Below are 17277 nucleotides of genomic sequence, written 5' to 3' on the forward strand. Positions count from 1 at the left end.
CTTTCGTCATTCCATCATGTTTAACCTGTTAGATTCCATTCAATCACCAGAAGATTTGCGCAAGCTAAAGCGTGACGAATTGGCAACTTTGGCCAGCCAACTGCGCACGTTTTTAGTAGAAAGTGTAGCTAAAACAGGCGGTCATTTAGCTTCTAATTTGGGTGTGGTAGAACTAACTATTGCGCTGCATTATGTGTTTAATACGCCGGATGATCGTTTGGTTTGGGATGTCGGTCATCAAACCTATCCCCACAAAATACTCACTGGTCGCCGCGAAGCAATGGCGAATCTGCGCAAACCTAACGGCATTGCTGGCTTTCCGCGCCGCAGCGAAAGTCAATATGATACTTTTGGTACAGGACATTCCAGCACATCAATCTCAGCCGCGTTAGGCATGGCGATTGCCGCCAGACATGCAGGCCTGGATCGTCGCAGCGTGGCGATTATTGGCGATGGCGCCATGACGGCAGGTATGGCATTTGAGGCGCTTAACAATGCTGGCGATATGGATGCGAACCTGTTGGTTATTCTGAATGATAACGACATGAGTATTTCTAATAATGTCGGTGCATTGAACAATTATTTAGCACGATTATTATCTGGCCGTCTTTATGATCGCGTGCGTCAAAGCGGCAAAAAGGTGCTTGGTGTAATGCCGCCGCCAGTAAAAGAATTTGCAAAACGTGCTGAAGAGCACGCCAAGGGCATGGTAACGCCAGGCACGCTGTTTGAAGAGTTTGGCTTTAATTACATTGGCCCGATTGATGGCCATGATTTGCCAGTGTTGCTAGACACGCTTGCCAACATTCGTGAGCTTAAAGGCATGCAGTTTCTGCATGTGGTCACACAAAAAGGCAAAGGTTTTGAACCAGCCGAAGACAATCCGAACAAATATCACGGCGTGAGTAAGTTTGACCCTTGCAATGGTGTTTCAACGAGTACTTCCCAATCAAAAACCTATACACAAATATTTGGTGATTGGTTGGTGGATATGGCAGATGCAGACAGCCAATTAGTCGCCATTACGCCAGCCATGTGTGATGGTAGCGGACTAAACGCTTTCGCCGAAAAATACCCAGCTCGTTATTTTGATGTGGGTATTGCTGAGCAGCATGCACTGACTTTTGCCGCAGGTCTGGCTTGCGATGGGCTTAAACCCGTGGTTGCGATTTACAGTACATTTTTGCAGCGCGCTTATGATCAATTGATTCATGATATTGCTTTGCAAAATCTAAACGTGCTTTTTGCAATTGACCGCGCTGGATTGGTTGGCGCAGATGGCCCAACACACGCTGGTACATTTGACTTAAGTTTTCTACGCTGTATTCCCAATATCGTGATTATGGCGCCCAGCAATGAAAACGAATGTCGACAAATGCTCACGACCGGTTATCAGTATAACGGTGTAGCCGCAGTCCGCTATCCGCGCGGCGCAGGGCAAAATACCAAGATTGATAATACGTTAAGCTCTTTGCCGATTGGCAAAGGTGAAATAGCACGAACAGCAAACGCTAATATTAACCAAGGTAAAAGAGTCGCCATTCTCAGCTTTGGCAGCATGTTAGCACCCAGCCTGCAGGCAGCAGAAACATTAGATGCAACGGTTGCCAATATGCGTTTTGTGAAACCGCTTGATACTGCATTAATTCAGCAATTAGCCGATACGCACGACTTAATTGTCACGATAGAAGAAAATGCACTCATGGGCGGTGCTGGCGCAGCGGTATTAGAGGCAATGCAAACCATGCATCTGCATAATCCAACGCTATGCCTAGGTTTACCGGATAAATTTATTGAGCACGGCGTGCATGAAACCATGCTGGCAGAATGTGGCTTGGATGCCGCAGGCATTATTAATGCCGTTCAATTAAAGCTCAATATTAAAAGTTAAGCTTTTTATTGTGTTAAATCTATTGATTTAATCGGTTTCATCACAATATCAGCCATATCACTAAATTTAATTAAAAATCGTTTACTCATTTGCGCAAGCGAGTAAACTTAATGTCGAATTTATGTTCAATATTAGCGTTGTCATTTAACGCTGCGCCAATTTGGAGTACCACTTAACAATGAATATACCTTTACCAGACGTTGCTAGCACAATCATCGAAGACACACAAAACATGCCAGATGTGCGCCGCTTAGACATTAACAAAGTGGGCATTAAATCCATTCGCCACCCGGTTGTTGTCAAAGATAAAACCGGTGGTGAACAAAGCACTGTCGCTGTATTTGATATGTATGTGCACTTGCCGCACAATTTCAAAGGCACGCACATGTCGCGCTTTGTGGAGATTTTAAATACTAATGAACACGCGATCTCAGTCGAATCGTTTGAAAGCATTGTGCGTGAAATGGTGAAACGGCTTGAAGCGAATTCTGGTTATGTAGAAATGCGCTTTCCCTATTTTGTGAACAAATCTGCACCAGTTTCTGGCGTTAAAAGTTTGCTGGATTACGATGTGACTTTTATTGGCGAAATTAAAGATGGCAAATTTGATATTACGGTTAAGGTATTGGTGCCAGTAACCAGCCTTTGCCCATGCAGCAAAAAAATATCGGATTATGGTGCACACAATCAACGCAGCCATGTCACCGTGACCGCACTGGTTAACGACTTTATCTGGATTGAAGACATTATCAGCATGGTTGAAAAGCAAGCTTCATGCGAGTTGTATGGCTTGCTTAAACGCCCTGATGAAAAACATGTGACTGAGCGCGCCTATGATAATCCCAAGTTCGTTGAGGACATGGTGCGTGATGTTGCCACGCAATTAAATAATGAAAAGCGCATTGATAAATACACTGTGGAATCTGAAAATTTTGAGAGTATCCACAATCATAGTGCATATGCTTTGATTGAAAATGATAAACGAATCAAAAGAGCCTAATTGGCAAAATTTCAGTGCAGGCTAACCGTTAGGTTAAGTGAGCAATAGCGAGCGGCCGAAACTAAAATTTTGAGAGTATTCACAACCATAGCGCTTATGCATTGATTGAAAACGATAAGCGAATTAAATAACTAAAGAAATACATAAAAAACGGGCTTAATTGCCCGTTTTTTATTTGTCAGCGCTCTACTTAACTAGTTGAATTTAATATTTTTTAGTCAAAGTCATCACCGAATTATCACGCTTCATTTCTACACGATTCAAAGCTGACATGCCTAATAACACATACGGTGGAGAGCCTCCTTCAGCTACAACAGCTTCCACATTATTCAGAATAATTGACCCGATTTTTAATGTGTTGAGTTTAACCAGATATGCGCCAACCTCACCATTCGCGGTAGATAGTGTGATTTTTTCTCCTTTTTCATAATCTATTTTGGCAAATTTTGCATCGCCACTGTTCATGGCAACGGAGGTTGCACCTGTATCCACAACATATTTAAGTGATGCGCCATTAATACTTAAGTTGCCATAAAAATGCCCGCGACTATCTGCATACAAACTCACAGGCGAGTTGATTTCAGAACCGCTGCTAGCCGCAACCGATGCTGCCTGTCCCATTTTAAGCACTTGGCGTTTGCCCTCAATCATAAAAGTCGCGGATTCGCTATCTGCAGAAATCAACTTAACACAGCTTTTGGTTTGACCCGCGCTCAAACTTTGCGGACTACCGCCGTTAATGGTCACAACAGCTTTGTTGCTGAACAAGCCAACCACATTGACCTGCGTATCGGCGAATGCGCTTTTGCAGAAAACACCTACAGCCAAAACCAGCAGCGCTTTATATATAACTAAGTCAAACCTATTCAAATTAAACATCATGTTCCTTCAATTTTTCTATCCAAACATACCAGCACGCGCATGAGTTTGCGCCAATTTCAATCCCAGTGCAATCACGACAAAGCCTGCTAACGGAAACATCGCCGCTAATAAAAACGTTTTCTCACCACCCAAAAATTGCAAAGCATATCCGCCCGCAAGGCCGCCAATCGTACCACCTACACCATACGCAACACTATTATAGAGCGCCTGTCCTTTTGCTTGATGACGACCATTAAAAAACTGTGTAATCACCTCTACCGACGCAGCATGAAAACTGCCAAAAGTGGCGGCATGTAAACTTTGCGCAATAATTAGTAACACCAAATTATCGACAGCGGTGCCTATCAGGCTGAACCGGATTACCCCCAACGCAAGACTGGTGAGTAGGATGTTTTTTAAGCTAAAACGTTGCATTAACTTCGGCATCAGCATGAAAATCATAATTTCACACACTACCCCGACAGCCCACAATAAACCAATCATGCCTTTGCTGTAACCATGCTCTGCCAGATAAATGGAATAAAAATTGTACAAAACGCCGTGCGCGGTAACCATCATTGAACAGCCTATCAACAAGGCAATCACAGGCGGTTGCTTGATAATTTGCCAAATGGAAAAAGTATCGTGCGCGTGTGGCTTGATAATCGGCTCTGGCAATTTAAATGTGAGTAAAAACAAAGTGATTTGCACGCCTAACAAAAACCATAACAAACTTTTAATGCCGTAAGCATCGATTAAAAACCCCAATATCACCGCAGCGACAATAAATCCAAGCGAACCCCACATGCGAATACGGCTGTAATGGCCGTTGGTAGTGGCCAAATGTGCTAATGTTAACGATTCTGAAAGCGGTAAAGTTGAACTGGTGAATAAACTCAATGAAGCCATAACGAAAAACAGCCAGAAGAAACTATGCGCCCAGAATACCGCCACAAAACCGCATAAGCCCAAAAACGCAGTGAGTTTTATCCACGTCACGCGTTTACCCGTATGGTCTGCCAACCAGCCCCAAAAATTGGGTGCAAAGATACGACTGATTTGAAACAGCGACATCAGGATGCCAATATCAGCTGCCGAGAATTGCTCCGACTGCAAATACAAACCCCAATAAGGTACAAATGCACCTACGAAGAAATAGTAAATGAAGTAGAAACGGGAAAGATTAACGTGTAAGGCGCGGCTCAAAGTCTCAGTCCAGTTGTTAATCTAGTGATTATTTAATTGAGGGGTATAGCCCAATCATGAATGAATACGAACTTAAATTTCAGATTCACTCATGTTTGGGTTTATTACATTTCGGATGTCTTAAATCTTAGGCACAGATGAAACGACATCCGCATTTTGTGCGCGATGACGCAAAGCATGATCCATCAACACCAATGCCAACATGGCTTCAGCAATTGGTGTCGCACGCACACCAACGCACGGGTCATGGCGACCTGTGGTTTGCATAGTCACTGCATTGCCATTTTTATCGATAGAACGGCGTTCTTGCGGAATACTGGAGGTCGGTTTTAAGGCAATATTAACGCGAATCTCTTGTCCTGTAGAAATACCACCCAAGATACCGCCTGCATGATTGGTCACAAAACCTTGTGGCGTCATTTCATCGCTGTGCACACTACCGCGCTGACTAATCGCATCAAAACCCGCACCGATTTCGATGCCTTTTACTGCGTTAATACTCATCATGGCATGCGCAATATCCGCATCCAAGCGGTCAAATACTGGTTCGCCCCAACCCACCGGCACACCTTCTGCAAGTACTGTAATGCGGGCACCGACTGAATCACGTTCAGCACGAATACTATCTAGATAGGCTTCTAATTTTGGCAAAATATTCTGATTGGGAGAAAAGAACGGATTATCATTCACGCCATCCCAGCTTTCAAATGGAATATCAATCTCGCCTAATTGGCTCATATAGCCGCGTACCGTTACACCAAAGCGCTCGCGTAACCATTTTTTTGCGATCGCGCCAGCCGCTACGCGCACTGCCGTTTCGCGCGCACTGCTGCGTCCTCCGCCACGATAATCGCGCACGCCATACTTTTGGCTGTACGTGTAATCGGCATGGCCTGGACGAAAAGTATCCATGATTTTGCTGTAATCTTGACTGCGCTGATCGGTATTGCGAATCAGCAAGCCAATGGGTGCACCCGTGGTTTTTCCTTCAAAAACGCCAGATAATATTTCTACTGCATCCGCCTCTTGGCGTTGTGTCACATGACGTGAAGTACCCGGCTTACGCCTGTCTAAATCCAGCTGTAAATCTTCCGCACACAAGCTTAAGCCAGGCGGACAGCCATCCACCACGCCACCAATCGCCGCCCCGTGCGACTCACCAAAGCTTGTTAGGGTAAAAAGAGTGCCGAATGTATTGCCAGACATAGTGAATTTATCTAAGTTGAATGTAACGATTATTTTAACATGTTTAACTATGTCTACTATACGTACGAGTAAACAGCCGTCACCGTATGTTTGTGATGGCTGACTGAAAAAACTCAAGCAGATTCAAGTACGTTTTAACCTAATGATAATTAGCCCAACCCTCTTAGCTTAGTCGCAAACCCTTTATCCACTGCGTGTACAACTGCTCAGCCATTTTGTTCAGAAAAAAACAATGTATTGGTAAACTGTGCTGCATGATTTGAGCTTGCTGTACTGCGGGGCTATGTTTTGCCTCCGCCAATTCATCCGCACCAACTTCACACCATTGTTTCACCATCGCAGAAGTCATTTCTATATGACACTGCAAAACCAAATGCTTGCCAAGTGCGTATGCCTGATTCACACAATATGGACTGAAAAGCAAGTGCGTTGCCCCCTGTGGCAAACTAAACGTTTCGCCATGCCAATGAAAACTATTAAAAACTTCAATATCTCCAAACCACTGCTTTGCAACTCCATTTTTACTAACTGCCACCTCACCCCAGCCAATCTCTTTCACGGGATTTTTGCTGACGACAGCACCAAATGCTTTGCTAATCAACTGCCCACCCAAACAATGTCCCAGCAATGGAATTTCGTTAATGTCGGCCTCACGAATTAAATCCAATAGTGGCGCAATCCAAGGCAAGTCATCATTCACACTCATGGGGCCGCCCATCAAAACCATACCACTGTAGGCCAGTATGGATGTAGGCAATGGCTCGTTTTCATCCACTTTGACCAGTTGCCATTTAATCTGTTGCGCATCTAAAAAATCGCCCAAATAACCAGGGCCTTCATGTGCAATAAACTGAAAAATAATGATTGGTTTCATACGATAGCTTTATCTAATTCTCTTTACTTAACCCGTTTAAACTGCCCATTTTCTAAGTTTTCAATCGTATACTGCCCTATCGCATAACGAATCAAGCGCAGGGTTGGAAAACCCATTTTTGCCGTCATACGGCGTACTTGGCGATTTTTGCCTTCCGATATTTTAATTTCCAGCCAACTGGTTGGAATCGCTTTACGCTCGCGAATAGGAGGAGTACGCGGCCATAAATTTTCAGGCTCTTCAATCAGGCGTATTTCAGCTGGTTTTGTCACAAAATCACCCAAATCAATACCTAATCTGAGAGTTTTTAAGTCCGACTCTTGTGGTGAGCCTTCAACTTGCGCCCAATAAGTTTTGATTTCTTTGTGCCTCGGATGACTTAATTGATGTTGTAATACGCCATCATCGGTTAAAATAAGCAAACCTTCAGAATCGGTATCTAATCGACCGGCAGCATAAACATTAGGAATATCGATAAAGTCTTTTAACGTGGGATGCCCTATTTTTCCATCGGGCAATTCGTGTGGACTAAATTGGCACACCACATTAAAAGGCTTATTAAATAATATAAGCATCAGTAGAGTTATCTTAATAATTAGGAAATATCAATGGCTTCAAAAGCAGTCGACTCAAAAATAATCGTTCCTGCGGGCGATAAAATCACGGTAAATGCCGATAACACACTTAACGTACCCAACCATCCTATTATCCCATTTATCGAAGGCGATGGTATAGGCGCAGACATTACACCACCTATGCAAAAAGTGGTAGATGCTGCGGTAAACAAAGCTTACAGCGGCGCGCGAAAAATTGCATGGATGGAAGTCTATGCCGGCGAAAAAGCTGTTAAAACTTATGGTCCAGATAAAGAAGGCAAAGACAACTGGCTGCCAGCTGAAACTTTGCAAACTGTGCGTGACTATGTGATTTCAATCAAAGGCCCGCTTACCACACCAGTAGGCGGCGGCATTCGTTCACTCAATGTCACGTTGCGCCAAGAGCTTGATTTATATGTATGCTTACGCCCAGTGCAATATTTCACAGGCGTACCGAGCCCTGTCAAACATCCTGAAAAAACCGATATGGTGATTTTCCGTGAAAATACAGAAGACATTTATGCGGGCATTGAGTGGGCAGCAGGTTCAGATGAAGTCGCAAAAGTCATTCAATTTTTAAGCGATATGGGCATGCGTAAAAAAATTCGCTTCCCGGAAAATTCAGCTATTGGCATTAAGCCTGTTTCTATCAATGGCAGTAAACGATTGATTCGTAAAGCGATTCAATACGCAATTGATAATAACCGCAAGTCGGTCACCATTACCCACAAAGGTAATATCATGAAATTTACCGAAGGCGGCTTTAGGGATTGGGGCTACGAGTTAGCCAAAGAAGAGTTTGGCGGCGTGGAGATCGATGGCGGCCCATGGCTTAAATTACCCAATGGCATCGTCATTAAAGACTGTATTGCAGACGCTTTCTTGCAGGAAATTTTGTTGCACCCAAGTGATTATGACGTGGTTGCTGCGCTTAACTTAAATGGTGATTACATGAGTGATGCATTGGCAGCGCAAGTAGGCGGCATTGGTATTGCACCAGGTGCCAACTTAAGCGATACCGTTGCGATGTTTGAAGCAACGCATGGCACGGCACCTAAAATTGCAGGTAAAAATTTAGCCAATCCAAGTTCTATCATATTGTCGGCAGAAATGATGCTACGTCACATGGGTTGGGCAGAGGCAGCTGATTTAATCTTAACGGCTGTGGGTAAGGCGATTCAAGCCAAGCGTGTTACTGGTGATTTTTCAAGCCAAATGGAAGGTGCGACACAAGTAAGTACAGCTGAATTTGGCGATGAGATTATCCAACAGATGTAAATAACGTCATTTCTTTAACACGAAAAAATCGGTTCAGCACAAAAAAATGGCTCGCAATATGCGAGCCATTTTAATTTTGAACTGGAGCGAAATACTTAAAAAACTTATGCCTTTTGAATATTTGAAGCTTGTTTACCTTTTGGGCCATCAGTCACTTCGAAGCTCACACGTTGACCTTCTTTAAGACTTTTATAGCCAGCTTCAACAATTGCCGAGAAGTGTGCGAATAAATCGTCACCTCCATCATCCGGCGTAATAAAGCCGAAGCCTTTAGAATCGTTAAACCATTTTACGGTACCTAATGCCATTTCTACATCCTTACATAATACAAAGGGGGGCGCCCCAAAAAGTTTGTCTCAAGACAGAGGCCGCAGTCACTTAAACATTTGCAGTAAATACAATTAAAGCAGACCACTCAAAGCACGAATACAAACACCTTTGCGCTTTATATGTTACAAATTGTAAATTGTCAAGCATAATGCTAATTTGGGGTTTATCAGCAGTATCCGAATGTTGCAAATAAATTGAATTTTCAAAAACTGAGTGGCTGTATCATGCATTAACTTTACAAAAAAAAAGTAAAAGTGCATTATTGTGGACATTAAAATATTGTTTAACTACAATAATTTAAATAGTACACATTAAAAACTAGATTAAATGTTCAATTCAAAATTTAACGCAAGTGAGTAACAAACAATGGCAGCAGCGGCAACAACAATCAAGTTAAGTGGTTTAGCACGCATGTTAGTGCAAGAACAATTGCTCTCGGAAACCGAAGCGACTTTAGCGCAAACGCAAGCCAATACATTACGCGTACCATTTATTACCCAGATTATTGCCGGCAAAAGAATATCCGCCGAAAAAATAGCTGAAGTTTCATCGCGCGCATTTGGTTTTCCTTATTTCAATCTAGACGCGTTTAATCCGGACTATCTACCGCCCAAATCCATCGATATAAAACTGATGCAAGCCAATCGCGTGATTGCTTTGCAAAATCGCAACAATGTTTTATTTGTTGGCATTTCAGATCCGACTAATCTGCACTCTTTAGACAGCGTGCAATTCCAAATGGGCATGACTTTGTCACCCGTGGTGGTTGAAGATGACAAATTAGGCCGCTGGATAGATAAGATTGTTGAATCAAAAGACACCAGCATGAAATCACTGGATATGGATGGTGATTTTGATTTGGACATGGGTGGTGAGGATTTAGAGCAGGAAACCGAAAATACGCAAGAAGTTGATGACGCACCGGTTGTTAAGTTCTTAAACAAAATGCTAATCGACGCGATTAATATGGGTGCATCGGACTTGCATTTTGAGCCGTATGAAAAATTCTACCGCGTGCGTTATCGTGTTGATGGCATTTTAAAAGACATTACGCAGCCGCCTTTAGCCATTAAAGATAAGCTGGCCTCGCGTATTAAAGTGATTTCCAGCATGGATATTTCTGAGAAACGTATCCCGCAAGATGGCCGTATGAAATTAGTACTATCTAAAACGCGAACAATTGATTTTCGGGTGAGTACCTTGCCATTGATTCATGGTGAGAAAATCGTCATGCGTATTTTAGACCCATCAAGCGCCACGCTTGGTATTGAAGCACTAGGTTATGAGCCGATTCAAAAAGAACGGCTTTTAAGTGCTGTTAGCCGGCCTTATGGCTTGGTTTTAGTGACAGGCCCTACAGGCTCAGGGAAAACTGTTTCCCTCTACACCTGTCTGAACATCTTAAATAATCCCGGTGTGAATATTGCCACAGCAGAAGATCCATGCGAGATTCCACTAGCGGGTATTAATCAGGTTAACGTGAATGACAAACAAGGCCTGACCTTCGCTGCAGCATTGAAATCATTTTTACGGCAGGATCCTGACATTATCATGATTGGTGAAATTCGCGATCTGGAAACAGCCGACATGGCCATTAAAGCAGCATCAACTGGTCATATGGTACTTTCTACCTTACATACGAATGATGCACCATCCACGCTTACCCGATTATTAAATATGGGTGTTGCGCCGTTTAATATTGCTTCTGCCGTTTCACTTATTACGGCACAGCGTTTGGCTCGTAGGTTATGCAAAAACTGTAAAGTGCCGGTTGATGTACCTAAAGAAGCATTGCTTGAGGTAGGCTTTATCGAAGAAGATTTCAACGAAAAGTGGCAGCTTTACGGCCCTAAAGAAGGCGGCTGTGAAATGTGTAACGAAGGCTATAAGGGCCGAGTGGGGATTTATCAAGTGATGCCAGTGACCGATGCCATTAGCCGCATTATCATGAAACATGGTACTGCGCATGACATTGCTGACCAGGCCAAATTGGAAGGTGTAAATGATCTGCGCCGATCAGGTATTTTAAAAGTCATGCAAGGCTTAACTTCAATTGCCGAAGTGGAAGCATGTACGAATGAATAAATATTTTAATCAAAAAAATATCAATAAAAACCGTTATTAAAAGAATGCCAAATCGAATAAGGATGCAATATGGCCGTAACTGCGAGTAAGCAAAACACCTACCTTTGGGAAGGCAAAGACAAAAAAGGTAAAATCGTCAAAGGCGAAATACGTGCTGCCGGTGAATCGTTTGTGAATGCGACTTTGCGCCGCCAAGGCATTACGGTCACGAAAGTAAAAAAACAAAGTGCCTTTGCCAGCAAAGGTAAAATCACGGATAAAGACATCACGCTATTTACACGCCAACTTGCCACCATGATGAAAGCAGGCGTACCGCTATTGCAATCATTTGATATTGTAGGAAAAGGTCATAGCAATCCGGCTGTATCAAAACTACTCGGCGATATTAAAGCCGATGTAGAAACAGGTAGCAGTTTGAGCGCATCTTTCCGCAAGTACCCACTTTATTTTGATAATTTATTTTGTAATTTAATTGGTGCTGGTGAACAAGCGGGTATTTTAGACACCTTACTCGATCGCCTTGCGACATATAAAGAGAAAATCCAGGCGATTAAAAGCAAGATTAAATCAGCGTTAACCTACCCGATTTCCATCTTAGTCGTTGCCTTCATCATTACTTCAATCATTATGATTTTTGTCATCCCGGCTTTTAAAGAACTGTTCAGTGGTTTTGGTGCCGATTTACCTGGACCGACTTTAGCTGTCATGGCAATCTCCGATATTTTCGTTGAATGGTGGTGGGCAATTTTTGGTTCCCTAGGTTTCGCAATATGGTTTTTCTTCTACACCTGGAAACGTTCAGAAAAAATGCAAGCGACCATGGATAGGTTACTGCTAAAAATGCCTATTTTTGGTGAACTCATCCGGAAAGCAACCATTGCGCGTTTTGCACGTACCTTATCTACCATGTTTTCTGCTGGCGTACCCTTAGTAGAGGCTTTGGACTCAGTGGCTGGGGCCGCTGGAAATCGCGTGTATTACGATGCCACTAAAAAAATTCAAAGTGAGATTAGCACGGGTACCAGTCTGACGGTTGCCATGCAGAATGCACAGGTATTTCCAAACATGGTGCTACAGATGACAGCGATTGGTGAAGAATCTGGCGCATTAGATGCTATGTTAAGCAAGGTAGCGGATTTTTATGAGGGCGAAGTGGACGACGCAGTCGCTTCAATTTCCAGCCTGATGGAACCAGTGATTATGGTGGTGCTGGGCACGCTGATTGGTGGCTTAGTAATTGCAATGTATATGCCGATATTTAAAATGGGCGAAGTTGTTGGTTAAGCATTAATTAATCAGTTACCTATAATAAAAAAGCCACTCTCATGTGGCTTTTTTATTATAGGAGTTTAATTACTTACCTTATTTCTTTGTTGCTGAAGCTGCCTGTAAGTATTTCTCAATTTCTTTATACGGTTGCGCGCCTAGAACTCGTTTACCATCTGCAAAAATTAATGTTGGCGTACTGACCACGCCCGTTTTTCTTGCCAGCTCACCCACTCGCTCAAGCGGCACTTCACAATCACCTGCTGTAGCTGGTAATTTACTATTCAAAATCCAGTCATTCCAAGCTTTAACTCGGTTAGGTGCGCACCAGATACTTTTCGATTTATTGGCCGCATCAGGGTGCAGTTGTTCAATTGGATATAGGAATGTGTAAATTGTTACATCGGTAATATTGGTTAACTCCTTACGCTCTAACTGCTTGCAATAAGGACAATCCACATCGGAGAATACCACTAATTTACGGCTACCATTGCCTTTGACCACTTTAATGGCTTGCTCTAGCGGCAGACTATTAAAATCCACTTTCGTCAGCTCTTCCAAGCGTTCGCCTGTCACGTCTTTTTTAGATTTAGGATCAACCAATCGACCTTCAGCGATTAGAAATGTTAATTTCTCATCGGCATAGATAATCTGCCCACCCATAAAAACTTCATACAAACCGGCATAAGGCGTTTTAACAATGCTTTCTACCTTAAATTTAGGATAAGCCGCTTCAATGGCTTTTTTAAGACTGGCTTCATCCGCAACCGCGAGCTGACTTAAAGCCAAAGTTGATAAAGCTAGAATGGATGAAACAAGCACTTGCCCGAGTTTTGGTTGTTTAAATTGCATTAATTTTAATTTCATGAAATCTTTCAAAATGACTAAATTTTACTGTTAACTAAACAAATGAGACTAACTCACCGCTTGTTGTATTAAGACTTTCTTAATAGTGGATTGCCGATTAATCTGTTGTAAACCTAGTAGAGTCAATTTTCTGAAGAACGTTTGCTCACTGGCAAATAAATAATCTAAACCAGCAGTTAAGTAATTCATTGCTACAACATCAGCTTTTCTAGCGCGCTCATATTGACGCAAAAAACCCGTGTCGCCAATATCCTGCATTGTATGTAGTTTATCTGATAACGCCGCCAGCTTCATTACATCCCTAAAACCTAGATTCACACCTTGTCCTGCCATTGGATGAATTTGATGGGCAGCATCACCCACAAAAACAACACGCTTATCAATAAATCGTAACGCGGTTTGTTGATGCAGTTCAAAACTTTTTACCTGTCCAATTAACTTTAAATCACCCAACATCCCTTTAGATTGTGCCTGAACACTGACACTTAAGGTGGCCGCTGATAACAATAACAACTGCGCAGCCTGTTGCGTCGGTAGCGACCAGACCATTGACACCATCCCTTCAGGCAAAGGTAATAAAGCCAAAGTGTCGTGCTTGTTAAACCACTGCCTTGCGATATTTTTGTGCGGCTCTTCAGCTAAAAAATTGGCAACAATGGCGGTCTGTTGATAGTTTTTATGGGCAACACCAACATTCAACTTTTTCCGTACCCAAGAATGGATACCATCTGCCGCAACAATCAATTTTGCAGCAAGCTTGAATGCGTCTTTACTGGCTTTATTTTCTAAAGACAATTGAACATCAGCTTGCGTATATTCTATGTCGGTACATTCTGCGTCTGTGATAACGGTCACACCCAATGCGTCCACTTTTTGCCACAAAGCAGCCATTAAGTTTTGGTTTTCGATTATCAAGCCCAATTTAGCGAGATTAGCATCTTCTGCTTTTAATAATAACTCGCTATCGGCGCCCCAAACATGCATCGCGTCAATCGCACTTACGCGGGCTGTGTCTACCTTGCCCCAAACATCTAAAGACGTTAACCAGCTTTCTACAGCTGGCGTTAGCGCATAAACTCGTTCATCCCAAGCTGCTGACTCTGGCTGTGACAGCATGGCTGGTTTGCAATTTGATATCAGCACCACATTCCGGTGCTGCAAAGTCAATGCAATGGCAGCTGCAAGCCCCACCAAACCAGCGCCAATCACAACCACATCTGCATTGATTTTCTTAATCATGCATTGCTTTCAATAAACAATCAAAACCGGCATTATTTACCATAACTCATTTTGCCAATTAATAGATTCTTGGCGGGCTGCAATAATTCCAACGCGCCCAACCCAAAGCCTCTCATACCAGAGAGACCAACAACATCATTAGAAAATAGATTAACCAGCACATCGGTAAACAACAATCCGCCACGCGTATCGCGACTGCGTAATTGACTATAATTTTGCAGCATTTCCGTCTTACCCCATTGCGCTTCTGGCGTATTTATCACCATATCAGCCAGGGCTTTTGCATCGCGCAAACCGACATTAAACCCTTGCCCAGCCACAGGATGCATGGTCTGCGCGGCATTACCGATAATGACTAAATGTGAATTCGCGGTCGACTTTAATCGGCTTAATTTAAGCGGAAAACTCATGCGCTTTTCAATACTTAAAAACTGCCCAACACGATCACCAAATGCAGCATGCAATTGCTTTAAAAAAGTCGCGTCATCCAATGCCAACAAAGCATCAATTTTTGATTTTTCGCCGGTCCACACCAAAGAAAAGTCGCGCGCTCCATTGGGTAATAACGCCATCGGGCCAGTTGGTGTAAAACGCTCATAAGCAATATTATTGTGTGGCAACTCTGCCTTTACTTTGCTCACTAGCGCATCATGCCCATACTCTTTGGTTTCTTTTTCTACGCCGGCTATATCGCCGAAATTACGGCCACCATCGGCCACTACCACTAACGGACTCATGGCCAGACTGGTTTCTTCTGTCTGTGTAAATCGGACATTAGCCTCAAACTCGGTAGTGCCAATGTCATCGGCAATCGCCTCATATAATATTTGACTGGTTTGCTGGCCGCTTCCTAACGCCTCATTTAAAGCCGCATCCAATGCCTGTGTTAATAGCCCATAAGGCAACACATAACCTAAAGCGGGCATGTTGTGGTCGGCCGCATTCAACTTGGTGCGACCAAAACCGCCGCGTTGTGAGATATGTATGGTATGAATTGCGGTAGCTTTTTGTGCGACCGCCTCCCAAACATTCAACTTTTCGAGAATTAATCGACTGCCATAGGACAACGCCAGCGCACGTGTGTCACTATGTGACGCGCCCTTTGCGCGCGCTTCCAGCATCGTAAAGGGTACGCCTTTTTTCTGCAGAGAAAGTGCCAGCACAGCGCCTACTGGGCCACCACCAACAATAATTGGATGTGTCAAATTCATTAACTTGCTAAACGCATTTCTGGCGCGCCATGAGCCATATGTGCTTCAATATCCGCCACAGTTTTAATGGCATTTTTTGTGAGCACTTCATTACCAGAGGCCGTGACTAGCACATCATCTTCTATGCGGATACCGATATTCCAAAAATGTTCCGGTACATTTTCCGCTGGGCGCACATAACAACCTGGCTCAACCGTTAAAGTATGACCAGCCTCTAAAATCGCCCAGTCGCCTTTATTGTCTTTGTATTCACCAGCGTCATGCACATCCAAGCCTAGCCAATGGCCAGTACGGTGCATATAGAACTGACGATAACTGCCGCTTTCCAGCACTTCCTCAAGACTGCCTTTGCATAATTTAAAATCAATCAAACCCTGCACTAAAACGTTTAAAGCCACTTCATGCGGCGTGTTCCAATGATTGCCTGGATTTACAGCTTCGATTGCGGCTAATTGCGCATTTAATACCAGTTCATATAAATCGCGTTGCGGTGCACTAAATTTGCCGCTGACAGGAAATGTACGCGTAATATCGCTGGCATAGCCGTCCAATTCACAACCTGCATCGATTAATAATAGATCACCTTTTTTTAGTTCTGCATTATTGGCGTTGTAATGTAACGTGCAGGCATTTGCGCCGCCAGCAACGATGCTGGTGTAAGCAGGCGCCTGCGCACCATGGCGATAGAACTCATGCAGAAATTCCGCTTCTACTGCATATTCCATCAGAGTTGCCTTTGCCAAATTGTCTGCTACAAAACGCATGGCGCGGTTATGCGCAGATGCTGCAATATTGGCGCTTCGGCGCATTAAATCAATTTCAAAAGGGGTTTTGATTAAACGTTGCGTATCAATTAACTGGCGCACATCTAAAATAGATTGCGGCGCACTAATGCCCATGCGCGCTTTATTTTTGACGATATTCAGCCAGCCCGTGACGCGTGCATCCCAATGTTGATCAGCGCCTAAGCTGTAGAATAATTGCGCCTGATTACCAATCAACTCAGGCATTAATACATCTAGTTGTTGAATTGTATAAGCCTCATCGAAACCGAATTGCGTTTGCGCAGCCTCTGGCCCATACCTAAAACCATCCCAGATTTCGCGCTCAATATCTTTATCGCGGCAAAATAGAATCGATTTCGGCGGTTCATTTTTAGTCACATCACCGCCAATTAAAATCAATACAGATTCTGGCTCGGCAAATCCCGTTAAATAGTAAAAATAACTATCAAATCGGTATGGATAATGACTATCGCGGTTGCGAATCGCCTCAGCCGCGGTAGGAATAATGGCAATGCCAGCCCCCATTTGCCTCAAGAGAAGCGCGCGGCGATGCTGAAACTCTTTTAAATTAACCGTCATCAT

At 43.4% G+C, this 17277-nt stretch carries 15 protein-coding genes; 5 read left to right on the forward strand and 10 right to left on the reverse strand.

Features of this window, described 5'->3' with window-relative positions; translation table 11 throughout:
- The first annotated feature begins 16 nt into the window (after nt 1-16).
- Both dxs and folE2 read left to right on the forward strand, forming a co-directional pair.
- Nucleotides 17-1891 (forward strand): 1-deoxy-D-xylulose-5-phosphate synthase, encoded by a 1875-nt coding sequence (gene dxs / locus K370_RS04900; RefSeq protein WP_047539455.1) that lies wholly within the window; start codon nt 17-19, stop codon nt 1889-1891.
- 178 nt (nt 1892-2069) lie between these two features.
- Nucleotides 2070-2891 (forward strand): GTP cyclohydrolase FolE2, encoded by an 822-nt coding sequence (gene folE2 / locus K370_RS04905; RefSeq protein WP_047539457.1) that lies wholly within the window; start codon nt 2070-2072, stop codon nt 2889-2891.
- Nucleotides 2892-3095: 204 nt separating this feature from the next.
- Here the strand turns inward: folE2 and K370_RS04910 are convergent, their stop codons facing one another.
- The 5 genes from K370_RS04910 to K370_RS04930 form a co-directional block, all read right to left on the reverse strand.
- Entirely contained in the window at nt 3096-3770 is a 675-nt protein-coding gene (locus tag K370_RS04910; protein WP_081977160.1) for a retropepsin-like aspartic protease family protein, read from the reverse strand.
- Nucleotides 3771-3788: 18 nt separating this feature from the next.
- Complete coding sequence (locus tag K370_RS04915) at nt 3789-4958, reverse strand: MFS transporter (RefSeq protein ID WP_047539458.1); 1170 nt, start codon at nt 4956-4958, stop codon at nt 3789-3791.
- 120 nt (nt 4959-5078) lie between these two features.
- Nucleotides 5079-6164, reverse strand: coding sequence for a chorismate synthase (gene aroC / locus K370_RS04920; RefSeq protein ID WP_047539460.1), 1086 nt, complete (start codon nt 6162-6164; stop codon nt 5079-5081).
- Nucleotides 6165-6327: 163 nt separating this feature from the next.
- On the reverse strand, nt 6328-7038 hold the full coding sequence (locus K370_RS04925) for a type 1 glutamine amidotransferase (RefSeq protein WP_047539462.1): 711 nt from the start codon (nt 7036-7038) through the stop codon (nt 6328-6330).
- 23 nt (nt 7039-7061) lie between these two features.
- The gene (locus K370_RS04930) at nt 7062-7613 is read right to left on the reverse strand and encodes a pseudouridine synthase (RefSeq protein ID WP_047539464.1); all 552 of its coding nucleotides are present in this window, start codon (nt 7611-7613) and stop codon (nt 7062-7064) included.
- A gap of 33 nt (nt 7614-7646) precedes the next feature.
- Between K370_RS04930 and icd the strand changes: the two genes are divergently transcribed.
- Complete coding sequence (gene icd, locus K370_RS04935; protein WP_047539466.1) at nt 7647-8912, forward strand: NADP-dependent isocitrate dehydrogenase; 1266 nt, start codon at nt 7647-7649, stop codon at nt 8910-8912.
- A gap of 104 nt (nt 8913-9016) precedes the next feature.
- Here icd and K370_RS04940 read toward each other — a convergent pair whose 3' ends face one another.
- Entirely contained in the window at nt 9017-9220 is a 204-nt protein-coding gene (locus K370_RS04940) for a cold-shock protein (protein WP_047539468.1), read from the reverse strand.
- 388 nt (nt 9221-9608) lie between these two features.
- On the opposite strand from K370_RS04940, the gene pilB reads away from it, so the two are divergent.
- Together pilB and K370_RS04950 are read left to right on the forward strand one after the other, a co-directional pair.
- The gene (gene pilB, locus K370_RS04945; protein WP_047539470.1) at nt 9609-11327 is read left to right on the forward strand and encodes a type IV-A pilus assembly ATPase PilB; all 1719 of its coding nucleotides are present in this window, start codon (nt 9609-9611) and stop codon (nt 11325-11327) included.
- A gap of 69 nt (nt 11328-11396) precedes the next feature.
- Entirely contained in the window at nt 11397-12611 is a 1215-nt protein-coding gene (locus K370_RS04950; RefSeq protein ID WP_047539473.1) for a type II secretion system F family protein, read from the forward strand.
- A gap of 78 nt (nt 12612-12689) precedes the next feature.
- Here the strand turns inward: K370_RS04950 and K370_RS04955 are convergent, their stop codons facing one another.
- The 4 genes from K370_RS04955 to K370_RS04970 are packed head-to-tail and all read right to left on the reverse strand — an operon-like array spanning nt 12690 to nt 17274.
- A complete protein-coding gene (locus K370_RS04955) occupies nt 12690-13460 on the reverse strand; it encodes a DsbC family protein (protein WP_052185182.1) in 771 nt (256 codons plus the stop codon).
- Nucleotides 13461-13508: 48 nt separating this feature from the next.
- Nucleotides 13509-14699: an FAD-dependent monooxygenase gene (locus K370_RS04960; RefSeq protein ID WP_047539474.1), complete on the reverse strand. Its 1191-nt coding sequence runs from the start codon at nt 14697-14699 to the stop codon at nt 13509-13511.
- Between the two features lie 32 nt (nt 14700-14731).
- Nucleotides 14732-15910: an FAD-dependent monooxygenase gene (locus tag K370_RS04965; protein ID WP_047539476.1), complete on the reverse strand. Its 1179-nt coding sequence runs from the start codon at nt 15908-15910 to the stop codon at nt 14732-14734.
- Nucleotides 15910-17274 carry an aminopeptidase P N-terminal domain-containing protein gene (locus K370_RS04970; protein ID WP_047541655.1) on the reverse strand — a complete coding sequence of 455 codons (1365 nt, stop codon included), beginning with the start codon at nt 17272-17274 and terminating at the stop codon, nt 15910-15912. The genes K370_RS04965 and K370_RS04970 overlap by 1 nt, the downstream gene beginning before the upstream one ends.
- Between the last annotated feature and the right edge of the window lie 3 nt (nt 17275-17277).

The sequence above is a fragment of the Methylotenera versatilis 7 genome, from assembly GCF_000799165.1.
Taxonomy (GTDB): domain Bacteria; phylum Pseudomonadota; class Gammaproteobacteria; order Burkholderiales; family Methylophilaceae; genus Methylotenera_A; species Methylotenera_A versatilis_A.

Excerpts from the sequence above, each read along its gene's own strand:
- dxs (WP_047539455.1), top strand. The coding sequence starts at position 17 with ATGTTTAACCTGTTAGATTCCATTCAATCACCAGAAGATTTGCGCAAG.
- folE2 (WP_047539457.1), top strand. The coding sequence starts at position 2,070 with ATGAATATACCTTTACCAGACGTTGCTAGCACAATCATCGAAGACACA.
- K370_RS04910 (WP_081977160.1), bottom strand. The coding sequence starts at position 3,770 with ATGTTTAATTTGAATAGGTTTGACTTAGTTATATATAAAGCGCTGCTG.
- aroC (WP_047539460.1), bottom strand. The coding sequence starts at position 6,164 with ATGTCTGGCAATACATTCGGCACTCTTTTTACCCTAACAAGCTTTGGT.
- K370_RS04925 (WP_047539462.1), bottom strand. The coding sequence starts at position 7,038 with ATGAAACCAATCATTATTTTTCAGTTTATTGCACATGAAGGCCCTGGT.
- K370_RS04930 (WP_047539464.1), bottom strand. The coding sequence starts at position 7,613 with ATGCTTATATTATTTAATAAGCCTTTTAATGTGGTGTGCCAATTTAGT.
- icd (WP_047539466.1), top strand. The coding sequence starts at position 7,647 with ATGGCTTCAAAAGCAGTCGACTCAAAAATAATCGTTCCTGCGGGCGAT.
- K370_RS04940 (WP_047539468.1), bottom strand. The coding sequence starts at position 9,220 with ATGGCATTAGGTACCGTAAAATGGTTTAACGATTCTAAAGGCTTCGGC.
- pilB (WP_047539470.1), top strand. The coding sequence starts at position 9,609 with ATGGCAGCAGCGGCAACAACAATCAAGTTAAGTGGTTTAGCACGCATG.
- K370_RS04950 (WP_047539473.1), top strand. The coding sequence starts at position 11,397 with ATGGCCGTAACTGCGAGTAAGCAAAACACCTACCTTTGGGAAGGCAAA.
- K370_RS04955 (WP_052185182.1), bottom strand. The coding sequence starts at position 13,460 with ATGAAATTAAAATTAATGCAATTTAAACAACCAAAACTCGGGCAAGTG.
- K370_RS04960 (WP_047539474.1), bottom strand. The coding sequence starts at position 14,699 with ATGATTAAGAAAATCAATGCAGATGTGGTTGTGATTGGCGCTGGTTTG.
- K370_RS04965 (WP_047539476.1), bottom strand. The coding sequence starts at position 15,910 with ATGAATTTGACACATCCAATTATTGTTGGTGGTGGCCCAGTAGGCGCT.
- K370_RS04970 (WP_047541655.1), bottom strand. The coding sequence starts at position 17,274 with ATGACGGTTAATTTAAAAGAGTTTCAGCATCGCCGCGCGCTTCTCTTG.